Raw genomic sequence first — 18454 nt, forward strand, 5'->3', positions numbered from 1 at the left:
GCAGGAAATCAGCGACTCACCACTCGGCAAAACTGCCATCGGCATGACGCCAGATCGGGTTGCGCCAGCGGTGGCCGACCGCCGCGCGTTCGATCACGTATTCCTCGTTGATCTCGATCCCCAGGCCCGGGCCGTTCGGGATCTTCACGAAGCCCTTGTCGTAGTCGAACACCCGTGGATCCTTCACATAATCGAGCAGGTCATTGCTCTCGTTGTAATGGATGCCCAGGCTCTGCTCCTGGATAAACGCGTTGTAACAAGCGGCGTCCAGTTGCAGACACGCCGCCAGTGCAATCGGCCCCAGCGGGCAGTGCAGCGCCAGCGCCACGTCGTAGGCTTCGGCCATGTTGGCGATCTTGCGGGTCTCGGTGATACCGCCGGCGTGGGAGGCATCGGGCTGGATGATGTCGACGTAACCTTCGCTCAACACCCGTTTAAAGTCCCAGCGCGAAAACAGTCGCTCGCCGAGGGCAATCGGGGTGCTGGTCAGCGGAGCCAGTTCTTTCAACGCTTCGTAGTTTTCGCTGAGCACCGGCTCTTCGATGAACATCAGTTTGTACGGGTCGAGCTCCTTCATCAGCACCTTGGCCATGGGCTTGTGCACCCGGCCATGGAAGTCGACGCCGATGCCGACGTTCGGCCCCACCGCATCACGCACGGCGGCAACGTTGGCCAGCGCCAGGTCGACCTTTTCGAAGGTATCGAGAAATTGCAGCTCTTCGGTGCCGTTCATTTTCACCGCCGTAAAACCACGGCCCACCGCCTCTTTCGCGGCCCGCGCAGTGTCCGCCGGACGGTCGCCGCCGATCCACGAATACACACGGATCTTGTCCCGCACCTGACCGCCGAGCAGGTCACTGACCGACACGCCCAGCGCCTTGCCCTTGATGTCCCACAGCGCCTGGTCGATGCCGGCCAGTGCGCTCATGTGGATCGCGCCGCCCCGGTAGAAGCCGCCGCGATACAGTACGGTCCAGATGTCTTCGATGTTGCGTGGGTCTTTGCCGATCAGGTAGTCGGACAATTCCTCGACCGCAGCGGCGACGGTGTGGGCGCGGCCCTCGACCACGGGCTCGCCCCAACCGGTCACGCCCTCGTCGGTTTCGACTTTCAGGAAGCACCAGCGCGGCGGGACGATGAAGGTGGTCAGTTTGGTGATTTTCATCTTTTTGTCTCTCTTGTTAGATGCAGCGCACGCAGCGCCAAAAAGTCTCAGCGAAGGGCTTTCCAGGCCGCCACGTACGCTTTGGCATTAGCCGCCACTTGCTCAGTCGTCATGCCCGGTTTGAACAGCCCGGAACCGAGGCCGAAGCCTTTGACGCCAGCGTCGATGAACACCTGCATGTTGTCCGGTGTAATGCCGCCGACGGGCGCCAGGATCGTCCCCACCGGCAGCACCGCCAGCCAGGCTTTCACCACTGCCGGGCCCATCTGTTCGGCCGGGAACAGCTTGAGAATGTCGGCCCCCTCCTCCAGCGCCGCGAAGGCTTCGGTCGGCGTGGCGACGCCCGGCGACAGGTACAGCCCCGCCGCTTTCGCCGCCCGCAATACCTTGGCATCGCTGTGGGGCATGACGATCACCTGGCCGCCCGCTTCCTTCACCCGTTCGACCTGTTCCGGGGTCAGCACCGTGCCGGCACCGATCAGGCAATCGGCGGGCAGGGTCTCACGCAGGATGCGAATGCTTTCGTACGGTTCGGGGGAATTGAGCGGTACTTCGATGACGCGAAATCCGGCCGCATACAGGACTTCTCCGACAGCAGCAGCTTCCTGCGGATGCAGGCCGCGCAGGATCGCGATCAAACCGTTTTGCGCCAGTGCTTGCTTGAGCATGTCAGGCCTCCAGTCAGGGTTAACGGGATGAGGAATCGATCAGTCCGGCGGCGAGCGCCAGTTGCCACAGCCCACGCTCGGTGGCTTGCTCGGCCAGCGTCACCCGGGCAAAACCGCAGGCGTCGAGGGCCCGGCTGTAACGGGCGCACAACTGTGCGTTGCCGATGAGGACGATCGAAGGAAGCTGTGCGCTGTTGCGCCGGCGTCGTTGCACAGCGGCCAGCGCCGTCAGCTCGTGGCCGATCAGCAGGCCGGACAGATAGTCCGGTTGCGCGGTGGCGCTGAGTTCACCGGTCAGGCCCAGGCTGCGGGCGCTGAACAAGGTCGACAGCACGCCGATCTCGCCCTCCGCCGACAACGCCACCTGCACGCCGCGATCAAACGCCTCGGCATTGAACGTTGCGCTGTGCTGTTGGGTACGGCCGAGAATGCTGTGTTCGCTGAGCACGGCGAACACTTCGCCGGTCATGAAGGTGTCGAAACGAGTGATGCAGCCATCGGCCACTTCCACCCATTTCGAATGACTGCCCGGCAGGCCGATCAGCAGATCATTGCCCGCCTCGATCGGCAGGTTCTGCAGGACGCCGAGGACCTGGGTTTCCTCGCCGCGCATCACGTTCGGCAGTGCCGAACGCTGAATCACACCCGGCACGATATGCACGTCGACACCGCGAAGACTGCGAACGGTTTGCAGGGATTTTCCGAGATCGGCCACGTTGGCCGGCGTATCGCGGTAGGACGCTTCGCGCCAGCCCTGAGCGCTGCCGACCATGCCGCAGGCAATCACCGGCAAGCCGGGTTGCGCATCGAGCCAGTCGCCGCACGCCTCGTCGAACGCCAGTTCAAAACCGTCGGAGCATTCGCAACCGTTGATGACGCGCGGCGTCTTCGGCAACTGCATGATCCCGAACGACAGCGACCGCTGCGCCAGCACCTGCCCGCCCGCCGCGAGTTTGTAAGCACGTAGTGAGGTCGTCCCCCAATCGAGCGCGATCAATTGCGCCAGCATCGCTTCACCTGTTTTGTTATTGGCAGTGAGTGAGCCGGACTATAAACCTGAGTAAAGCAAAATCTCAATATATAAATATCATTCCCACATTATGGGACGAAGACAAAAAAAGATCGCAGCCGTCGGCAGTGCTTGCGGGAATAACGATTTCCCTGCAGTAGCTGCCGACAGCTGCGATCTTTTACGCCGGGCTCAGTTGCCCTCGGCAAACTCCCGCAACACCTTGCCATCCATGCGATACCTCACCCACTCTTCCTGCGGTTGGGCGCCGAGGGATTTGTAGAATTCGATGGCCGGGGTGTTCCAGTCCAGCACGCTCCATTCGAAGCGGCCGCAGTCGTTGGCGCAGGCGATTTTCGCGAGGTGGCGCAGCAGGGTTTTGCCGGCGCCGCCGCCCCGTTGTTCGGGGGTGATGTACAGATCTTCGAGGTACAGGCAGTTGCTGCCCAGCCAGGTCGAATAGCTGAAGAAAAACACCGCGAAACCGATCGGCAGACCGTCGCGCAGGCAGATCAGGCCATGAGCAGTGGCGCCTTCGCTGAACAGGCTGCGCTCGATGTCGGCGACGCTGGCGATGACTTCGTGACGGGCCTTTTCGAAGTCTGCAAGTTCAGTGATGAACGCGAGGATTTGCGGAGCATCGCTGGGGGTCGCCGGGCGGATTTCGATCGTCATGGACGGGCCTTGTCGGAAAAAAGAAAACGCCATACTAAGGCGGCGCGCGGCGCTCGTCACATGGCAATCCTTTCCAGACCAGACTGCTGCACCTTGCCGACGATTTTCAGACCGTTGCCGGTCAGCGCCTGGCGCAGCTCCGTCATCGACGCTTGAAAGGTTTCATGGAGCAATTCAAGGAAGAGATCGGCCTCGAAAGCGCTCAGCCTTTCTGAACCGTTCGTCGATCATCAGGCACCAATCTTTCACGAGGGCAGACCAACAGGAGGTAAGGATTTCAATCACTGGAGACCCCCTATGATCTCGTCAAGGTTGACTGCGCTCGTATTCGCTACCCTCCTCAGCCCGGCGGTATTTGCCGCCTCGACTACCGCTGCCGGTACCGGGCCGACCGATCCGGTTACCCAGCCAAGAGCCCCCGCCATCAACAGCGCCCCCGGTATGAATACCGACGGTTCGGGTGTACCGCTGATCAATCAGCCACCCGCCACGGGAACCGATCCTCGCACCCAGGGCAGCGATCCCGGTCGCCAGGGCGGGATGAACACACCCAACGCTCCGGCTACCCCGGATAACGCCGGTCCAGGCGTCGGCTCGAAAACCACCACGGGTGGTTCGGGCTCTGAAGGCGCAGGCCAGTGATCCGTGCGTGATCCACGCAACACGCAACATGTCTTATCCACTTCCCTGAAGAGGTAACCATGAACGTCGATAAAAACCTGGAAAAAGAAGTCCTCACCCGCCTGTTGCATGCACATCCAAGCGGCCTCGGCAAAGAGGTGCTGGACAATTATCGCGGCGAGAAAGTCGTGGCCAGCGCCCTCGCCGCCTTGCAGGAGCGTGGACTGATTCACCACGGACACATCACTTGCAATGAAGCGGGAGAACATTCGCTGAATCTGCCGATCAAGCTCAGCGCTGCGGGTGTGGAAGCGGCCCGTAAACTCGATACCTGACGCCTCCAGTCGCTGGCGCAGGCAATGGTCGAATGCACTGCCTGCGCCAGTTCATGCAGAGATTTATCCGGATACAAGGAGAATCGTCATGCCTCGTGGAAGCAAAGCCAAATACACTGAAGAGCAAAAGCGCAAAGCCAAACACATCGAAGACAGCTATCAGAACAAAGGGATGTCCAAGGACGAAGCTGAAGCCCGCGCCTGGGCGACGGTGAACAAACAGTCCGGCGGTGGTGAGAAGGCCGGAGGCTCCGGGCGCCGCAAACCTGCCAGCGCCAAGGCCGAGGATCGCAAGGAATCGGCGCGGCGCGCGGCGGTGAGTCGTGAAGGGCATTCGCGCGACAGCAAGGCTTCGCGCGAAGTGCAGACGATCGACAGCCTGCGAAAGGAGGCCCGCGAACGGAAGATTCCCGGGCGCTCGTCGATGCGCAAGGATGAGTTGATTGCGGCATTGCGCAAGGCGAGTTGAATCAGGCTTTGCGCTGAATATTCTGGCCTTTTCGCGATCGATCAGTGATCGCAAGTCTCACGGATCAGCGCATCGACTTGGGCAGTGCCCGGTGCGGTCGCCGGGCCCCAGCGGGTGACGGCCAACGCAGCCGCGGCGTTGGCGCGCCTTGCGGCTTCGTGAGCGGACAGCCCTCGCGCCAGTCCAGCGACGAATACGCCTGCATGCGCGTCACCCGCGCCGTTGCTGTCCACGGCTTGCACTTTGAAACCCGGTACATGCCGGCGTTCGCCGCGCTGGTGAGTCCAGCAACCCTGCGGGCCGTCGCGCACCACCATCAGCACATCCTGTGGCAGGTGCACGGCCAAGCGGTCCAGCGCTGTTTCGATGTCCGCCGCGTCTGTGAAACGCAGCGCCTCGACGCTGTTGCTGGTCCACACATCAATGCGCGGCAGCAACGCCTGCATCATCGGTGAGTCCGGCGATTCCACCAGCGGGCCCGGATCGAACACCACGTTGATCGTCTTCGCCAGCGCCAGCGTCCACTCCAGCAACGCCTGGGCCTTGCCGCTGTGCAGCAGGCTGTAGCCGCTGACGTAGACGTAGTCTCCTGCCTCGGTGGCAACGCTGTTCAGTTCAGTCGCAGTGACCTCGCCTTCGGCGCCGATGTAGGAAATAAAACTGCGCTCGGCCGACGCATCGGTCAGCGCCACACAGATCCCGGTGTCGCGTTCTGCAGGCTGTTCGATGCCGATGCGGATGCCTTCGGCGTTCATCGCCTGCCGCGCCAGATCGCCGAAACGACCGTTACCGTGGCGACCGAGATAGACCACCGGCAAACCGTTGCGCACAGCAGCAGCCATCACATTGAAACCGCCGCCGGCTTCGAAACTGGCGGACTGCGCCAGCACGTCACCGCCGATTTGCGGCAGCGCCTCCACGGCCATGACCAGGTCGATGATGACCTGGCCGGTGTGCAACATCTTAGGCATGAGCATTCTCGGTTTGCGCAGCGCGGCGATCTCTCGCCCCGCCGAGTACGAAGTAAATGCCGCCGGCGACCACGAACGTCACGATCCAGCCGAGGCCGTTGTGGCCCAGCCACGAGTCGGACAGGAAGCCCTTGAACCAGACATTTTCAGCCGTGGTGCCGATGGTGGTGAAACTGAAGCCCAGCACGATGGCAATCGCCCACGCGCCGAATGCGCGCCACTCGATGCCGCCGCTGTACCAGTAGGCGCTGCTCGGGCTGACATCGAGCAGGTCTTTCGGGCTGTAGTAGTGACGGTGAATCAGGTCGACCACGAAGATCCCGACCCACGCGGTGATCGGTACCGCCAGCAGCGAAATGAAAGTGATGAACGGGCCGTAGAAACTGTCGGCGATCAGCATGAAGTAGATCGAACCGGCGAAGATCGCAACGATATCGACCACCACCGCGTACACGCGTTTGACCTTCAGGCCGAGGGTCAGCGTGGTCAGGCCGGCGGAATACACCGACAGGTTGTTCGACAGCAACAGACCACCGAACGCGGTGATGAGATACGGCACAGCCATCCAGGTGGGCAACATGTCGCGGATCGCCACGATCGGGTCAGTCGCCGACGCCAGGTCGTTGTTGCCCACCGAGAGCAGGCCGCCAAGGGTGATCAGCAGTACCAGCGGAATACCCGCACCGAATGCTGCAGACGCAACCAGGCGCACGGCTTTGACGCTGCGATGCTGATAGCGCGACATGTCGGCGCCAGCGTTGGCCCAGCCGATCCCGGTGCCGGCGGCCATGGTGCCGATGCCGATGATCATCGCGCTCATCGGCGCTGGCGTGGCATTGAACACCGCGCTCCAGTCGATGGTCGCGCAGAGGAAGCCGCCGACCAGAATGTTCAGCGCGCCGAACACGTAGGTCGCCCATTTCTGGATCACCAGCAAGGTGGCGTGGCCCAGGCCGGAAACCGACAAGGTCAGCAACACGAAAATCGCGATGAAAATCAGGGTCAACACCGGCGCGCTTTTGGCTTCAACCGGCGAGCCAAACAGGATCGAGCACAACGACAACAGCACGAACGCCGCAGTGGTGGTGTTGACCGTTTCCCAGCCCAGGCGCGACATCAGCGACACCAGCGTCGGGCCGATATTGCCGCGCACACCGAAGATCGCCCGGGACAACGTCAGGCTCGGCGCACGACCGCGACGGCCGGCAATCGAGATGATCCCCACCACCGCGAACGAACCGGCAGCACCGAGAATGGCGACGATAATCGCCTGCCAGATCGCCAGACCGCGAAACGCAACCAGCGTGGCGCCCAGCGGCAGGCCGAGGATGGAAATGTTGGCCGCGAACCAGACCCAGAACAGTTGCAGCGGATGGCCGTTGCACTCGCCTTCCGGCACCGGTTCGATGCCCCGGGTTTCCAGTTGCCCGGCGCTTTGCCCGGCGTTCGATGAACTCATGAAAAATGCTCCTGTTTGCCTTTATTGTGGTTGTGGCAATGACGCAGAACGACCAGACATCCCGCCCTTCCTGGGCCTGTCTGCGCGATCCATTGCGGGTGAAAATTCGAGATTTGTGGTGCGCCTTTTCGCGATGACGCCAGTTCAATCAACGCAAGGCCAACAGCCCCTGCACCAACGGTTCCAGCTCCAGATCGTTGACGGCCTTCACCGTCTCGATCATCGGTGCCGGCCAGCTCTGCAGGCCCAGGCAGGCCCCGAGCATGGCGCCGAGAATCGCGGCGATGGTATCGGTGTCGCCACCCAGGCTCGCGGCCATGCACAGCGCATCGAACGGCGTCATTTCACCGACCGCGACTTGCTGCGCGAGGGCGAACGACACCACCACCGATTCCTGCGAGGCCACCGAGGTGCCGATCACGTCGTACAGCAGATCCGCGAGCAACACCGGGTCGCTCTCGACACTGATGCTGCGCGCCCAACTGATCCGCGAAGCGATGCGCCCACCGGCCACCCAGTGCCCGTGGGTTTCCGCTTGCTGAGCGATCTGTTGGCCGAGGTTCAGCGCCGCGCCCAGATCGAGGCCGTTGATGCCGGCCGAAACCACCGCCGCCACCGCTGCCGCGCTGGAAATCCCCAGCGTGGTGTTGTGAGTGACCTGACAGGCCTGCACCACCGCCGCGATGAAGCGCTCCGGATCGGCGACATCCGCCGCGATCCCCACCGGGGTGATGCGCATCGCTGCGCCGTTGGTGGTGCCGTAGCGCCCGGCCTCTTCCGGCGAATGGCCGGCGAGGATCATTTCGATTGCACGTTTGGTCGACGGACCGAGCAAGTCCTGCGAGCCCTTGGCCTGCATCTCGGCTTCCCATTCGATCAACCGTTGCGCGAGCACCGCCGGCTCGATCCGGCCCTTGCCTTCGATCAGCAACTCGCCGACCAGAATCGCCTGTTCGGTGTCGTCAGTGATCGAGCCTTTGGGCATGTTCGCGGCAATCGGTTGCAAGGGGCCGGCGTCTTGCAGATCGGTGATCTGGCCGAAGCGCTGTTTGATGGCTTCGCGGTTCAGCGATTGCGTCGGCATGCCCAGCGCGTCGCCCAGGGCCAGGCCATAAAACGCGCCCAGGGCACGGTCGAGGGCGGTCATTTCGATTCTCCAAATTGCAGGTGCAGACGGAAATGCACCGGGTCGAGCAGGCTTTCAACTTGCTCCATGAAGCGATTTTGCCGGTCGTAAGTGGTGCGCAGCGCTTTCAGAAATACCGTGCCTTCAGGGCGCCCGAGCAGTTCGGCATCGACAGCGTTGAGCGGCTCGGCGCCGATCCACTGGTCGCCGCGCTCGCCGATGTAACCGTAGGCGGCCAGGGTGATGGTCAGGGAGTTATCGATCAGGCCGACTCGCGGCAGGCTTTCCAGGCCTCCGCTGGCGGGCATCAGAGAGCGTTCAAGGGACACCGCCGTGCCATCGTTGGAACGGCGGCGACGTTCGAGAAGAATGAATTGATCGGAGCCGAAACGCGGCAGCAGATCCTCGCGGGTCACGGCATCCAGGCGCAACACGTCGGTATTGATCATCGCCCCGCTGTCGGCCAAGGCCTGAGCCCAGCCGCTGCGCTGATCCAGCGCCACCCCGTCAAACGTGACGATGGAACCGACCCCGCTTTGCGTGGCGATGTAATTGCGCCGCTTCAGTTCGGCCAGCGCTTCGCGCAACGTGCCACGGCTGACGTTGAATTCCTGAGCCAACTGATGCTCGCCGGGCAACAGAAAGCCGTCCTCCATGAGGCCGCTTTCGATGCGTCGGACGAGCTCGTCGACCACCCGTTGTTTCTTGTCAAATCGTACCTGTCTAATCATGTACAAAGTGATAACCGAAACGGGTTGGGACGGGCAAGGGAAATTTTGGGTGGGGTGACGGAAGGCGGGAAGATCAAGAGCGCCCTCATCGGAACGCCGCCCGCCTAGCCCTCTCCCGGAGGGAGAGGGGACTGAATGGGGGATATTCGGGAGGTACGCCGACCTGAAAAGGCTTTGCCGAATCCTTAATCGACTGGATTCTTCAGGTCAATGTAGAGTGCAAGACACCTCGGTCGGCTCCCTCTCCCTCCGGGAGAGGGCTGGGGTGAGGGAGCTTTTGATCTTAGCGTTGCTTGAGACGGTCGATAACCACAGCCAGCAGCAGAATCGACCCTCGAATCACGTACTGGTAGAACGTGTCGATATTCTTCAGGTTCATCGCATTCTCGATAATCGCCAGAATCAACACCCCGGCAATCACATGCCGGATCATCCCGATCCCGCCACTCAGCGACACCCCGCCCAGCACGCAGGCCGAAATCACCGTCAGCTCAAAACCCTGGCCGATCATCGGCTGACCCGAAGTCATCCGCGACGCCAGAATCACCCCGGCCAACGCACCAATCACCCCATGCACGGCGAAGATGATGATCTTGGTTCGATCAACATTCACCCCCGCCAGCAACGCCGCTTCCTGGTTGCCGCCGATGGCCATGGTGTTGCGCCCGTAGGTCGTGTAGTTCAGCAACCAGCCAAAAAACAGGAAGCAGACGATGGTTATCAGAATCGGCACCGGCACGCCGAACAACTGGCCGTTGCCGAACACGAAAAACGATTCCTGCGATACGCCCACCGCTTTGCCATTGGCAAAGATGTAAGCCAGGCCTCGGACGATCTGCATGGTCGCCAGCGTCGTGATCAGCGCATTGACCCGCAACTTGGCGATCACGATGCCGTTGATCAGGCCGACGATCAGGCCCATCACCAGCGCCGCGCTGACGCCGAGAAACACGCTGTTGGTGTCGCGCATCACCACCGCTGCGACCACCCCGGCGCAGGCAATCACCGACCCCACCGACAAGTCGAAATGCCCCGACGCCAGGCAATACAGCATGGTGCACGCGGCGATCCCGGTGGTGGAAATTGCCAGACCCAGGCCACGCATGTTCAGCGGCGAGAGGAAGTTGTCGATCAGCAAGGTGCAGGCGACAAAAATGCCCACCGCCGCCAGCAGCATCACCCAGTCATCGAGAAAGCGCCGCATATCCAGGGGTTTGCGCTCGGTCGGCAGGGTTTCGTTTTGGGTTGTCATCATAGTCACCTCTCAGTTCGCCACGCCGTCAGCGCGGTGGCGCGGCAAAGCCAGTTGCAGCAGGTTGGATTCGTTGGCCTGGTCGCGGCTGACTTCGCCACGCAGGGCGCCCTCGCACAGCACCAGAATGCGGTCGGAAATACCCATCACTTCCATCAGATCGCTGGACACCACGATCACCGAAATACCGTCGGCGGCCAGGTTATGGATGATCTGATAGATCTCGGCCTTGGCACCGATGTCGATGCCGCGGGTCGGCTCGTCGAGCAGCAGGACTTTCATCGGCATCGACAGCCAGCGGCCGAGAATGGCTTTCTGCTGATTGCCGCCGGACAGGAACTTGATCTGTTGCCCGGCGTGGGGCGTTTTCACTTTCAGGGCCTTGATCTGTTTCTCGGCGTTGCCCTTTTCCCAGATCCCGCGCAGCAGGCAGCCGAGCCCGGAATGCGCGCCGCGTGCGCTGATATTGATGTTCTCGGCGACGCTGGCGAGCGGGATGATGCCTTCCTTCTTGCGATCCTCCGGGCACAGCAGAATTCCGGCGGCAATCGCATCGCGGGGCGAGCGCAGCTTCAGTTCATGGCCGCGCAATTCCAGGCGTCCGGCAGTGTTGCGCTCCAGACCACTGAGCAGCCGGAACAGCTCGGTGCGCCCTGCCCCGACCAGTCCGAACAGCCCCAGAATCTCGCCTTTGTGCGCATCGAAACTGATCGGCTCGCGCAGGCCCGGGCCGAGCAATCCATCGACTCTCAATGCCACTGCGCCACGGGGGCGACCGCGATAATCGTAGATGTCCTGAATGTCGCGCCCAACCATGCAAGTCACCAGTTGATCGTGGGTCAGCTGGCTCATGTCGTCGAAGGTGCGCACGTAGCGACCGTCCTTGAACACCGTCACCGCGTCGCAGATGCGGAACACTTCTTCCATGCGATGGGAGACGTAGAGCACCACTTTGCCCTCGTCGCGCAGCCGGCCGATGATCGCCATCAAGCGGTCGATTTCCCGCGCCGAGAGGCTGCTGGTCGGTTCGTCGAAGGCAATCACATGGGCGCCACGGGACAACGCCTTGGCGATCTCCACCAGTTGCCGCTGGCCGAGGGACAGGCGTCCGACCTTGGTCTGCGGGTCGATTTCATCGGCCAGGCCCTTGAGGCAAGCCAAGGCTTGCTGACGCAGCGCGCCACGATTGATCAGGCCGAAGCTGGCCGGCAGGTGACCGAGGAACAGGTTCTCGGCCACGGTCATTTCCGGCACCAGATGCAACTCCTGGTGAATCACCGCCACGCCGCTGCCGATGCTGTCGGCGGTGGACTTGAAGGCCATTGCCCGCTCACCGATCTGCAACTCGCCGCTGCTCGGGATGTAGGCACCGCCGAGGATTTTCAGCAGGGTCGATTTGCCGGCGCCGTTCTCGCCCATCAAGGCGTGAACCTGCCCGGGGTGAGCGACGAAACTGATGCCGTCCAGCGCCTTCACGCCCGGGAAGGTCTTGCCGATCCCGTTGAAACGCAGGCTGCCGCTGGCGCTGTGTTCTTGTGTTTGTACTTGCGCGTGCATTTAAGCCACCTCATCACACCGTTCAAACGGCCCGGCTGCCCGGGCCGTCGCTGCCGTCAGTTCCACAGGCCGATCTTTTCCAGCTCCTGCTTGAAGTTGTCGCGGGTGATCAGGGTCACGTCGTCCATCGCGGTGTACTTCGGCGGTTCTTTGCCGGTGGTGACCCACTCGTACATCATCTCGGCAGTCTTGTAGCCTTCAATGTGCGGGCTCGGCAGCATCGAACCGTAGAAGCCGCTGTTGGGCTTTTTCAACTCGCCGATGGCATCGGTGCCGTTGATGCCGATGCCGATCACGTTGGCCGCGGCAAACCCGGCGGCTTCGGTGGCGCGCACGCCGCCCAGCACGGTGTTGTCGTTCATGCCGCCGATGATCAGGTTCTTCGCCGCGCCCGGCAGCTTGACCAGCGCCGAGTTGGTGGCGTCCATGCTGCCCGGTACGTCGAGGGTTTTCAGAGCGGCTGTCAAAATGTGATCTTTCGGCATGCCCGCGTCTTCGAGCGCCTTCATCGAGCCGTCGGTGCGCTTCTTGCCGGTGTCGAGTTCGTTGTAGGTGTTGACCACCGCGTAGGTGTCTTTCCAGTCCCAGTTACGCTTTTTCGCTTCGGCGGCCATCGCGGCGCCCTGCTTCTGGCCGACTTCGAACGCGGCCATGCCGAGGTACGGCACGTCTTCCATGAACTTGCCATTGGCGTCGACGAAGCGGTCGTCGACGGCAATCACTTTCAGATCATTGAGTTTGGCCTTGGCCATGATCGCTGGGCCGAGGGACACGTCCGGCGGGCAGATGACGAAGCCCTTGGCGCCATTGGCTGCGAGGCTGTCGATGGCCGAGAGGGTTTTCTCGCCGTCCGGCACGGCGATCTTGATCAGTTCGAAGCCCTTGTCCTTGGCGGCTTTCTCGGCGAAGGCCCATTCAGTCTGGAACCACGGCTCTTCAGCCTGCTTGACCAGAAAACCGATCTTCACCGGATCGGCGGCCAGCAGCGAACTGCTCAGGCTGAACGCAGTGACCGCCAACGCGGTACTGCACAGGGTACGAATCCCGAAACGACGTTTCATAAGCAGACTCCTTGTTATTTTTCTTGAGCGTTATTTGAAAAACGTTAAAGCGGTCGAAGCGTTTCCTGCGCATCATGACGACAATAGTCATATCGTATGATGATTGGATTTCAGGCGGACCTTTCCACCTGAAATCCGCTTTTCTCAGTCGTGGTACATCACCGAGCGGCCACCATCGATGGTGATGCACGAGGCATTGATGAACGGCGCTTCATCACTGGCCAGGAACACGGCGGTCATCGCCACTTCAATCGGCTGGCCGATGCGTTTCGGCGGATGCAGATCGAAAGCGCGCTGGCGTTCGGCGTGCGGGTCGGCAAAGCCGTTCCAGTAGTCGACGTTGAGCTGGGTTTCGATGTAGCCCGGGGCGATGGCGTTGACGCGAATGCCCTTCGGCGCGTACTCGATACCCAGCGCGCGGGTCAGCCCGAGCAGACCGTGCTTGGCCACCGGGTACGGGAAGCAGCCGGGAATGATGTTTGTCGAATGGGTCGAGGCAATGTTGATGATGCTGCCGATGCCCTGCTCGATCATCTGCGGCAGCACGGCTTTGCAGCCATACCAGGCGCCGTCGAGATCGATGGCGAAGCAGCGTTTCCAGTCTTCTTCGGTCATTTCCAGCGGGTCGCGGAACACGTTGACCCCGGCGCAATTGACCAGCACATCGATGCGACCGTGCAGTTCGATGGCCAGTTTGGCCATGGCGTGCAGATCCTGCTGACGCGATACATCGGCCTTGATCGCTTGCACGTCGGCGCCCTGCTCGCGCCAGTGCGCGGCGACTTTCTCGACCTTTTCAGCCTGGATATCGCTGATCACCAGTTTGGCCTGTTGCGAGGCAAAGGTCGCGACGATTGCTTCACCGATGCCTTGGGCGGCGCCGGTCAGCAGCACGACCTTGTTTTTCAGGCGCTCACCCTTCGGTGGCTCGGGCACGGGTGGCAGGGACAGAGGTTCAGCCATGGATCAGGACTCCTGTTCGAAAGCATAAAAAAACCGGGCATCTGACGATGTCCGGTCTGGAAGGCTTGTGGAACAAAACAGGCGAGCGCACGCCACGGAACCGAAACGGCCCGAAGCGCTGACTCCGCTGTGGAGTGCGATGAAAATTCGCTGCATCACTTCACCTGTTTTGTTCTTTTTAAGTGTGAGTGCGTGTTACTGCTGGAGCCGACTATAAACCCGACCGCCAAATAATCTCAATATATAATTTTGCATCCCATATTTTGGGATTTAACTAGCAAATCGCGTACAGAGCTTTCCGGCAACATCAACCCGCATCGACAGCACGGCGCCGTCCAGCGAGTGGTTCAGCGGACTTTTGGCGCTGGTGATGTACAGCGTTTTCAGGTCTGCGCCGCCAAATACACAACTGGTCGGGCGGCTGATCGGCAGGTCGATCTTGCGGTCGATCTGGCCATCCGGTGTCAGGCGCAGCAGGCAACTGCCGTCCCAACGGGCGTTCCACACGTAGCCTTCGGCGTCCATCGCCGAACCGTCCGGGCCGCCGTTCTGATCGGCGCTGTACCAAGGCTGGGCGGTGTCGAGGTTGCCGTCGGTGTGAATGAAGTAGCGGTACAGCGTGCTGTCGAGGCTGTCGCCGAACAGCAGCGTGGTGCCGTCGTCACTCCAAAGCAGCGTGTTGGGAATGCCAAGACCCCGTAGCAACGGCGTGACTCTTTTGTCCGGATCAATCCGGAACAGCCCGCCGGAACGACGGGTGATCGGCAGATCCTCGCCGTGTTCGCCGATGTTGTTTTGCATGGTGCCTAGCCACAAGCGGCCCTGACCATCGCAGCGCGCTTCGTTGGCACGATTGCCCGGTTGCGGATCGGCGACGCAGAACAGCGACAGTCGCGGTTCAAGTCCGGGAGAATCCAGATCAAGTCGGTAGACGCCGCTGCTCAGGGTCACCAGCGCATCGCCGCTGGCGCAGGGAATGAACGCCGAGACGTGTTCCGGCATCTGCCAGATCTGCACGTTCTGCCCGATCAGCCGCAGCGCCTGCCTGCCAGCGATGTCCACCCAGTACAGCGCCTGAGTCGGTGCGTCCCAGAACGGGCCTTCGCCCAGTTGCGCCCGATGCTCTGTCACCGCAGTCCACGTCATGCAACCTCCTGTCTTGTTGTTTTTGTCAGCTGGCTTTCTTGCCGGCCATCACCTGCGGGTAAAACCGCTTGATGGCCAGGTCGGCATTGTCGATCAGGGTCATGCAGGCCCACACTCCGCGCGCGGCATCCCGGGCGGCGATGGCGTCGGCCATGTCTTTGTGGATGGGCAGTGTCCGGCGCAATTCGTCGGGGTCGGCTGCGGAAACTTCGAAAGACACGGCGAGCAGCGCGCCGAGGGCCGGCACCATTTGCTCGATGAATTGATTATGGCTGGCGGCGAGTATGCATTCGTGGAAGAACTGGTCGGCACGGTTGTAATCGATGCCGCTGTCCACTGCCCGCTCAAGCGCGTTGTAGGCCTGCTGCACGGCTTGCACCTGTTCCACGGTCGCCCGCTCGCAGGCCCAGCGCACCGCCATCGGTTCGATGGTGCGGCGCAGGTCGAGCAGGTCATCGACGAAGTTTTCCGGCAGGCCGCTACGTGACAACCAGCCCACGACTTGCGGATCGAACAGGTTCCAGCGCTTGATCGGCAGCACCCGCGTGCCGACTTTCGGCCCGACTTCAAGCATGCCTTTGGCGACGAGGGTCTTGATGGCTTCGCGGATGACGGTGCGGCTGACCCCGAGCTGCTCGCCCAGATCGGCCTCGACCTTGATCGCCTGCCCCGGTTTTACCTGGCCGGCGGCGATCCAGGCGCCCAGCCAGTCAACCGTTGATGCGTGAAAACTGCTCGACATGGACACCCCGAAGCCGTTCGCTGTGAGTGTCTACGCTAATCATCATACGATTGGGAGTCAACGACAAAAAACCGCAGCCTGCTTTCACAGACTGCGGTTTCTTAGGGTTCGAGGCCGATGCGGAAGAATTCGCCGCTACTCCAGACGCCGAGCCAGCGCTGGCCATCGATTTCCCGGCTGACTGCCAGTTCGACCAATTGGTAGAACACGTTGCGATGGATCAGCGCTTCGAGGTTGGTGCGTACATGCACATAAGGGGCTGGTTCTTGAGTGACCGGGTCGATCTCGACGCGGAGCGGATGTTCCGCGCCGGCCTCGGTGGTTTCATCGACATTGGTGGTAAAGCGCAGCACTTGCGACTCGCCCTCGCCCTCCACGTCGACGGCAATCGCCACGAAGGGCGCGTCATCGACCTTGATCCCGACTTTCTCAACCGGCGTGATCAGGAAGTAATCATCGCCATCGCGGCGGATGATGGTGGAGAACAGCTTGACCATCGACTTGCGCCCGATCGGCGTACCCAGGTAATACCAGGTGCCGTCGCGGGCGATGCGCATGTCGATGTCGCCGCAGAAGTCCGGGTTCCACAAGTGCACCGGCGGCAAGCCTTTGGTTTTGGGGATTTGCCCCAGCAGGTCATTGGCTTTTTGCGGGCCACTCATGGCGTACTCCTTGAATTACTGGTCCCCGACGCCCAGCAGGCTGCGCGCATATTGCGCGAGCGGTGGGCCGATCAGGTCTTCGGGCTTGTTGTCGTGGAACGTCAGTAAACCGCCACGACTCTTGATCCGTGCAGTATCAATCAAATACTGGGTGCTGGTCTCGATCAACATGATCTGAATCACGCCGCCGTCGATACCGAGGCGATCCACGGCTTCCTGATCGAGCCACTCATCGGAGTTGCCGATGCGGTCGTCGGCCTTGGCGAAACGGGTGTAAAGCAAGTAATGAGCACCGGCGTCGCGGGCTTCGCCCATCGCCTGGTCGAGGCCTTCCGGCGCGCGGGCGCGGCGGACCATCGGGAAGTATTCGACGAAGCCTTTGAAGGCCTCTTCAGCGACTACGTTGGGGCGCGGGTAGGAACCACCCGGCGGCGCGAACGAGCCTTGCGCGATGTAGATGAACGAATCGGGCTGAATACGGAAATTGTTAACGCGGCGGCTGTCGCTGTGATCCAGCAGACCCGCGTCGCTCATCTGGTAGCGAGTCCCTTCGGCCATGTCACTGACAGTCATACAGCCGCCCAGCGCCAAAACGGCCAGCAGCAAAACCAGGCTACGCATCCTAATCCTCCAGAAGCCGGTGACGGAAAACCGGCGAATGGCCGTAGGATGCAGCTTTTGCGCCAGTCCTTGGAAATGTGCAGGTATCCGCTTTGAAATAGAGTTTCTGTGGCGAGAGACTTAGCCGCCGATGATCTTCATGACGGTGGCGCCACCGGAGAATGCGACTTCCTGCTTGTCGCCCAACGCCTTGACCAGTAGTCGTTGCAACGCCGGCAGCGCCTCGTGGCGCGGTTTGTCGAGCAGGTCACCGACATAGTGGCGGTTGCTCGACGACAGGCAGCCATGCAGCCATCCGGTGGACGACAGGCGCAGGCGCGAGCAGGTTCGGCAGAACGGCACGCTTTCGTTGGCGATCACGCCGAAATTGCCCAGACCGGGAATCGCATAGCGAACAGCCGTGGCGTCCACCGGCGCGTCGGTTTGCGCATACTCGTAATGCTCGCCGATCAGACTCAGCAGCTGTTGCAGGCTGACAAACTGTTGCAGGAAGGCATTGGAGTCGGTGGCCAGGTGACCCATTCGCATCAACTCGATGAAACGCAGTTCAAAGCCGCGTTCAAGGCAGTAATCGAGCAACGGCATCACCTGGTCGAGGTTCTGCCCGCGCAGCGGCACCATGTTGACCTTGATCTTCATTCCCGCCGCTGCCGCCTGATCCATGCCATCCAGCACAGTGGCCAGATCGCCACCACGGGCGATGCTGCGGAACGCGCCGGCGTCCAGCGTATCGAGGGAAACGTTGATGCGTCGCAGGCCGGCATCGACCAACAACGGGAGTTTTTTCGCCAGGAGCTGGCCGTTGGTGGTCAGGCTGATGTCATCCAGGCCCATCTTGCCGACGGCGCTCATGAACGACTCGAGCTTGGGGCTGACCAGCGGCTCGCCGCCAGTGATGCGCAGGCGCTCGATACCGGCAGCTTCGATCAGATAAGCCACGCCACGTGCCATGGCCTCGGCCGACAGTTCATCCTGCGCAGCCACCAGCCGCTTGCCGTTGGGCACGCAGTAGGTACAGGCGTAATTGCAGGCTGAAGTCAGACTGATCCGCAAATTGCGAAAACGCCTGCCTTGACGGTCAACGATCATGAAGCACTCCGGCGATGGAAAATCGAGCGGCTAAAACTTGACTCACAATTCAAGTTTTAGCAAGCCCTATGCCTGAGTATATTCCTGAGGTACTGCGCCATGTAGCGAAAAACACGGCGCATAAGGCAACTG

General features: G+C 61.5%; 20 protein-coding genes and 1 pseudogene. 4 read left to right on the top strand and 17 right to left on the bottom strand.

Going from position 1 to position 18454, the window contains the following annotated elements; translation table 11 throughout:
* Positions 1–16: 16 nt before the first annotated feature.
* The 4 genes from dgoD to ACSPX5_RS15610 form a co-directional block, all read right to left on the bottom strand.
* Positions 17–1165 (bottom strand): galactonate dehydratase, encoded by a 1149-nt coding sequence (gene dgoD / locus ACSPX5_RS15595; protein ID WP_007950849.1) that lies wholly within the window; start codon positions 1163–1165, stop codon positions 17–19.
* A 47-nt stretch (positions 1166–1212) separates the two neighbouring features.
* Positions 1213–1833, bottom strand: coding sequence for a 2-dehydro-3-deoxy-6-phosphogalactonate aldolase (locus tag ACSPX5_RS15600; protein ID WP_169431417.1), 621 nt, complete (start codon positions 1831–1833; stop codon positions 1213–1215).
* Between the two features lie 19 nt (positions 1834–1852).
* Positions 1853–2842, bottom strand: a complete 990-nt coding sequence (locus tag ACSPX5_RS15605) for a 2-dehydro-3-deoxygalactonokinase (RefSeq protein WP_439819872.1) — start codon at positions 2840–2842, stop codon at positions 1853–1855.
* A 192-nt stretch (positions 2843–3034) separates the two neighbouring features.
* The gene (locus tag ACSPX5_RS15610; RefSeq protein ID WP_039770630.1) at positions 3035–3517 is read right to left on the bottom strand and encodes a GNAT family N-acetyltransferase; all 483 of its coding nucleotides are present in this window, start codon (positions 3515–3517) and stop codon (positions 3035–3037) included.
* A 71-nt stretch (positions 3518–3588) separates the two neighbouring features.
* On the opposite strand from ACSPX5_RS15610, the pseudogene ACSPX5_RS15615 reads away from it, so the two are divergent.
* The 4 genes and pseudogenes from ACSPX5_RS15615 to ACSPX5_RS15630 form a co-directional block, all read left to right on the top strand.
* Positions 3589–3732 (top strand): annotated as a pseudogene (locus ACSPX5_RS15615) (HD domain-containing protein); the annotation flags it as partial.
* A gap of 82 nt (positions 3733–3814) precedes the next feature.
* On the top strand, positions 3815–4159 hold the full coding sequence (locus ACSPX5_RS15620) for a hypothetical protein (protein WP_169431419.1): 345 nt from the start codon (positions 3815–3817) through the stop codon (positions 4157–4159).
* A gap of 59 nt (positions 4160–4218) precedes the next feature.
* Entirely contained in the window at positions 4219–4473 is a 255-nt protein-coding gene (locus ACSPX5_RS15625) for a hypothetical protein (protein ID WP_011335416.1), read from the top strand.
* An 88-nt stretch (positions 4474–4561) separates the two neighbouring features.
* Positions 4562–4942 carry a Rho termination factor N-terminal domain-containing protein gene (locus tag ACSPX5_RS15630; protein WP_439819873.1) on the top strand — a complete coding sequence of 127 codons (381 nt, stop codon included), beginning with the start codon at positions 4562–4564 and terminating at the stop codon, positions 4940–4942.
* Positions 4943–4983: 41 nt separating this feature from the next.
* Here the strand turns inward: ACSPX5_RS15630 and ACSPX5_RS15635 are convergent, their stop codons facing one another.
* From ACSPX5_RS15635 to ACSPX5_RS15695, 13 genes are all read right to left on the bottom strand, one after another.
* The gene (locus ACSPX5_RS15635; RefSeq protein ID WP_439819874.1) at positions 4984–5913 is read right to left on the bottom strand and encodes a PfkB family carbohydrate kinase; all 930 of its coding nucleotides are present in this window, start codon (positions 5911–5913) and stop codon (positions 4984–4986) included.
* Positions 5906–7372, bottom strand: a complete 1467-nt coding sequence (locus tag ACSPX5_RS15640; protein WP_207865534.1) for a purine-cytosine permease family protein — start codon at positions 7370–7372, stop codon at positions 5906–5908. Before ACSPX5_RS15640 ends, ACSPX5_RS15635 begins: the two co-directional genes overlap by 8 nt.
* A 148-nt stretch (positions 7373–7520) precedes the next feature.
* Positions 7521–8519, bottom strand: a complete 999-nt coding sequence (locus ACSPX5_RS15645) for an ADP-ribosylglycohydrolase family protein (RefSeq protein ID WP_169431422.1) — start codon at positions 8517–8519, stop codon at positions 7521–7523.
* The gene (locus tag ACSPX5_RS15650) at positions 8516–9229 is read right to left on the bottom strand and encodes a GntR family transcriptional regulator (protein WP_439819875.1); all 714 of its coding nucleotides are present in this window, start codon (positions 9227–9229) and stop codon (positions 8516–8518) included. The genes ACSPX5_RS15645 and ACSPX5_RS15650 overlap by 4 nt, the downstream gene beginning before the upstream one ends.
* A gap of 283 nt (positions 9230–9512) precedes the next feature.
* Complete coding sequence (gene araH, locus ACSPX5_RS15655) at positions 9513–10481, bottom strand: L-arabinose ABC transporter permease AraH (RefSeq protein ID WP_011335422.1); 969 nt, start codon at positions 10479–10481, stop codon at positions 9513–9515.
* A 12-nt stretch (positions 10482–10493) separates the two neighbouring features.
* Positions 10494–12038, bottom strand: coding sequence for an L-arabinose ABC transporter ATP-binding protein AraG (gene araG, locus ACSPX5_RS15660; RefSeq protein ID WP_169431424.1), 1545 nt, complete (start codon positions 12036–12038; stop codon positions 10494–10496).
* 56 nt (positions 12039–12094) lie between these two features.
* A complete protein-coding gene (locus ACSPX5_RS15665; protein ID WP_085647456.1) occupies positions 12095–13099 on the bottom strand; it encodes a substrate-binding domain-containing protein in 1005 nt (334 codons plus the stop codon).
* Between the two features lie 144 nt (positions 13100–13243).
* On the bottom strand, positions 13244–14062 hold the full coding sequence (locus ACSPX5_RS15670) for an SDR family oxidoreductase (protein ID WP_011335425.1): 819 nt from the start codon (positions 14060–14062) through the stop codon (positions 13244–13246).
* Between the two features lie 270 nt (positions 14063–14332).
* Positions 14333–15208 carry an SMP-30/gluconolactonase/LRE family protein gene (locus ACSPX5_RS15675; protein WP_439819876.1) on the bottom strand — a complete coding sequence of 292 codons (876 nt, stop codon included), beginning with the start codon at positions 15206–15208 and terminating at the stop codon, positions 14333–14335.
* Positions 15209–15233: 25 nt separating this feature from the next.
* On the bottom strand, positions 15234–15950 hold the full coding sequence (locus ACSPX5_RS15680; protein WP_439819877.1) for a FadR/GntR family transcriptional regulator: 717 nt from the start codon (positions 15948–15950) through the stop codon (positions 15234–15236).
* A gap of 101 nt (positions 15951–16051) precedes the next feature.
* Positions 16052–16612 carry a DUF1285 domain-containing protein gene (locus ACSPX5_RS15685; RefSeq protein ID WP_439819878.1) on the bottom strand — a complete coding sequence of 187 codons (561 nt, stop codon included), beginning with the start codon at positions 16610–16612 and terminating at the stop codon, positions 16052–16054.
* 15 nt (positions 16613–16627) lie between these two features.
* The gene (locus ACSPX5_RS15690; RefSeq protein ID WP_007950810.1) at positions 16628–17233 is read right to left on the bottom strand and encodes a DUF4823 domain-containing protein; all 606 of its coding nucleotides are present in this window, start codon (positions 17231–17233) and stop codon (positions 16628–16630) included.
* A 120-nt stretch (positions 17234–17353) separates the two neighbouring features.
* Positions 17354–18322 (bottom strand): GTP 3',8-cyclase MoaA, encoded by a 969-nt coding sequence (locus tag ACSPX5_RS15695; protein ID WP_439819879.1) that lies wholly within the window; start codon positions 18320–18322, stop codon positions 17354–17356.
* Positions 18323–18454: the final 132 nt, after the last annotated feature.

The organism is Pseudomonas sp. HLG18 (assembly GCF_051903985.1).
In the GTDB taxonomy this organism is placed as follows: domain Bacteria; phylum Pseudomonadota; class Gammaproteobacteria; order Pseudomonadales; family Pseudomonadaceae; genus Aquipseudomonas; species Aquipseudomonas fluorescens_BT.

What these genes read in the sequence shown, in the direction of transcription:
- ACSPX5_RS15600 (WP_169431417.1), bottom strand. Translation starts at nt 1,833, where the DNA reads ATGCTCAAGCAAGCACTGGCGCAAAACGGTTTGATCGCGATCCTGCGC.
- ACSPX5_RS15690 (WP_007950810.1), bottom strand. Translation starts at nt 17,233, where the DNA reads ATGCGTAGCCTGGTTTTGCTGCTGGCCGTTTTGGCGCTGGGCGGCTGT.
- ACSPX5_RS15640 (WP_207865534.1), bottom strand. Translation starts at nt 7,372, where the DNA reads ATGAGTTCATCGAACGCCGGGCAAAGCGCCGGGCAACTGGAAACCCGG.
- ACSPX5_RS15695 (WP_439819879.1), bottom strand. Translation starts at nt 18,322, where the DNA reads ATGATCGTTGACCGTCAAGGCAGGCGTTTTCGCAATTTGCGGATCAGT.
- ACSPX5_RS15650 (WP_439819875.1), bottom strand. Translation starts at nt 9,229, where the DNA reads ATGATTAGACAGGTACGATTTGACAAGAAACAACGGGTGGTCGACGAG.
- ACSPX5_RS15630 (WP_439819873.1), top strand. Translation starts at nt 4,562, where the DNA reads ATGCCTCGTGGAAGCAAAGCCAAATACACTGAAGAGCAAAAGCGCAAA.
- ACSPX5_RS15605 (WP_439819872.1), bottom strand. Translation starts at nt 2,842, where the DNA reads ATGCTGGCGCAATTGATCGCGCTCGATTGGGGGACGACCTCACTACGT.
- ACSPX5_RS15635 (WP_439819874.1), bottom strand. Translation starts at nt 5,913, where the DNA reads ATGCCTAAGATGTTGCACACCGGCCAGGTCATCATCGACCTGGTCATG.
- ACSPX5_RS15670 (WP_011335425.1), bottom strand. Translation starts at nt 14,062, where the DNA reads ATGGCTGAACCTCTGTCCCTGCCACCCGTGCCCGAGCCACCGAAGGGT.
- ACSPX5_RS15645 (WP_169431422.1), bottom strand. Translation starts at nt 8,519, where the DNA reads ATGACCGCCCTCGACCGTGCCCTGGGCGCGTTTTATGGCCTGGCCCTG.
- ACSPX5_RS15665 (WP_085647456.1), bottom strand. Translation starts at nt 13,099, where the DNA reads ATGAAACGTCGTTTCGGGATTCGTACCCTGTGCAGTACCGCGTTGGCG.
- dgoD (WP_007950849.1), bottom strand. Translation starts at nt 1,165, where the DNA reads ATGAAAATCACCAAACTGACCACCTTCATCGTCCCGCCGCGCTGGTGC.
- araG (WP_169431424.1), bottom strand. Translation starts at nt 12,038, where the DNA reads ATGCACGCGCAAGTACAAACACAAGAACACAGCGCCAGCGGCAGCCTG.
- ACSPX5_RS15625 (WP_011335416.1), top strand. Translation starts at nt 4,219, where the DNA reads ATGAACGTCGATAAAAACCTGGAAAAAGAAGTCCTCACCCGCCTGTTG.
- ACSPX5_RS15675 (WP_439819876.1), bottom strand. Translation starts at nt 15,208, where the DNA reads ATGACGTGGACTGCGGTGACAGAGCATCGGGCGCAACTGGGCGAAGGC.
- ACSPX5_RS15620 (WP_169431419.1), top strand. Translation starts at nt 3,815, where the DNA reads ATGATCTCGTCAAGGTTGACTGCGCTCGTATTCGCTACCCTCCTCAGC.
- araH (WP_011335422.1), bottom strand. Translation starts at nt 10,481, where the DNA reads ATGACAACCCAAAACGAAACCCTGCCGACCGAGCGCAAACCCCTGGAT.
- ACSPX5_RS15685 (WP_439819878.1), bottom strand. Translation starts at nt 16,612, where the DNA reads ATGAGTGGCCCGCAAAAAGCCAATGACCTGCTGGGGCAAATCCCCAAA.
- ACSPX5_RS15680 (WP_439819877.1), bottom strand. Translation starts at nt 15,950, where the DNA reads ATGTCGAGCAGTTTTCACGCATCAACGGTTGACTGGCTGGGCGCCTGG.
- ACSPX5_RS15610 (WP_039770630.1), bottom strand. Translation starts at nt 3,517, where the DNA reads ATGACGATCGAAATCCGCCCGGCGACCCCCAGCGATGCTCCGCAAATC.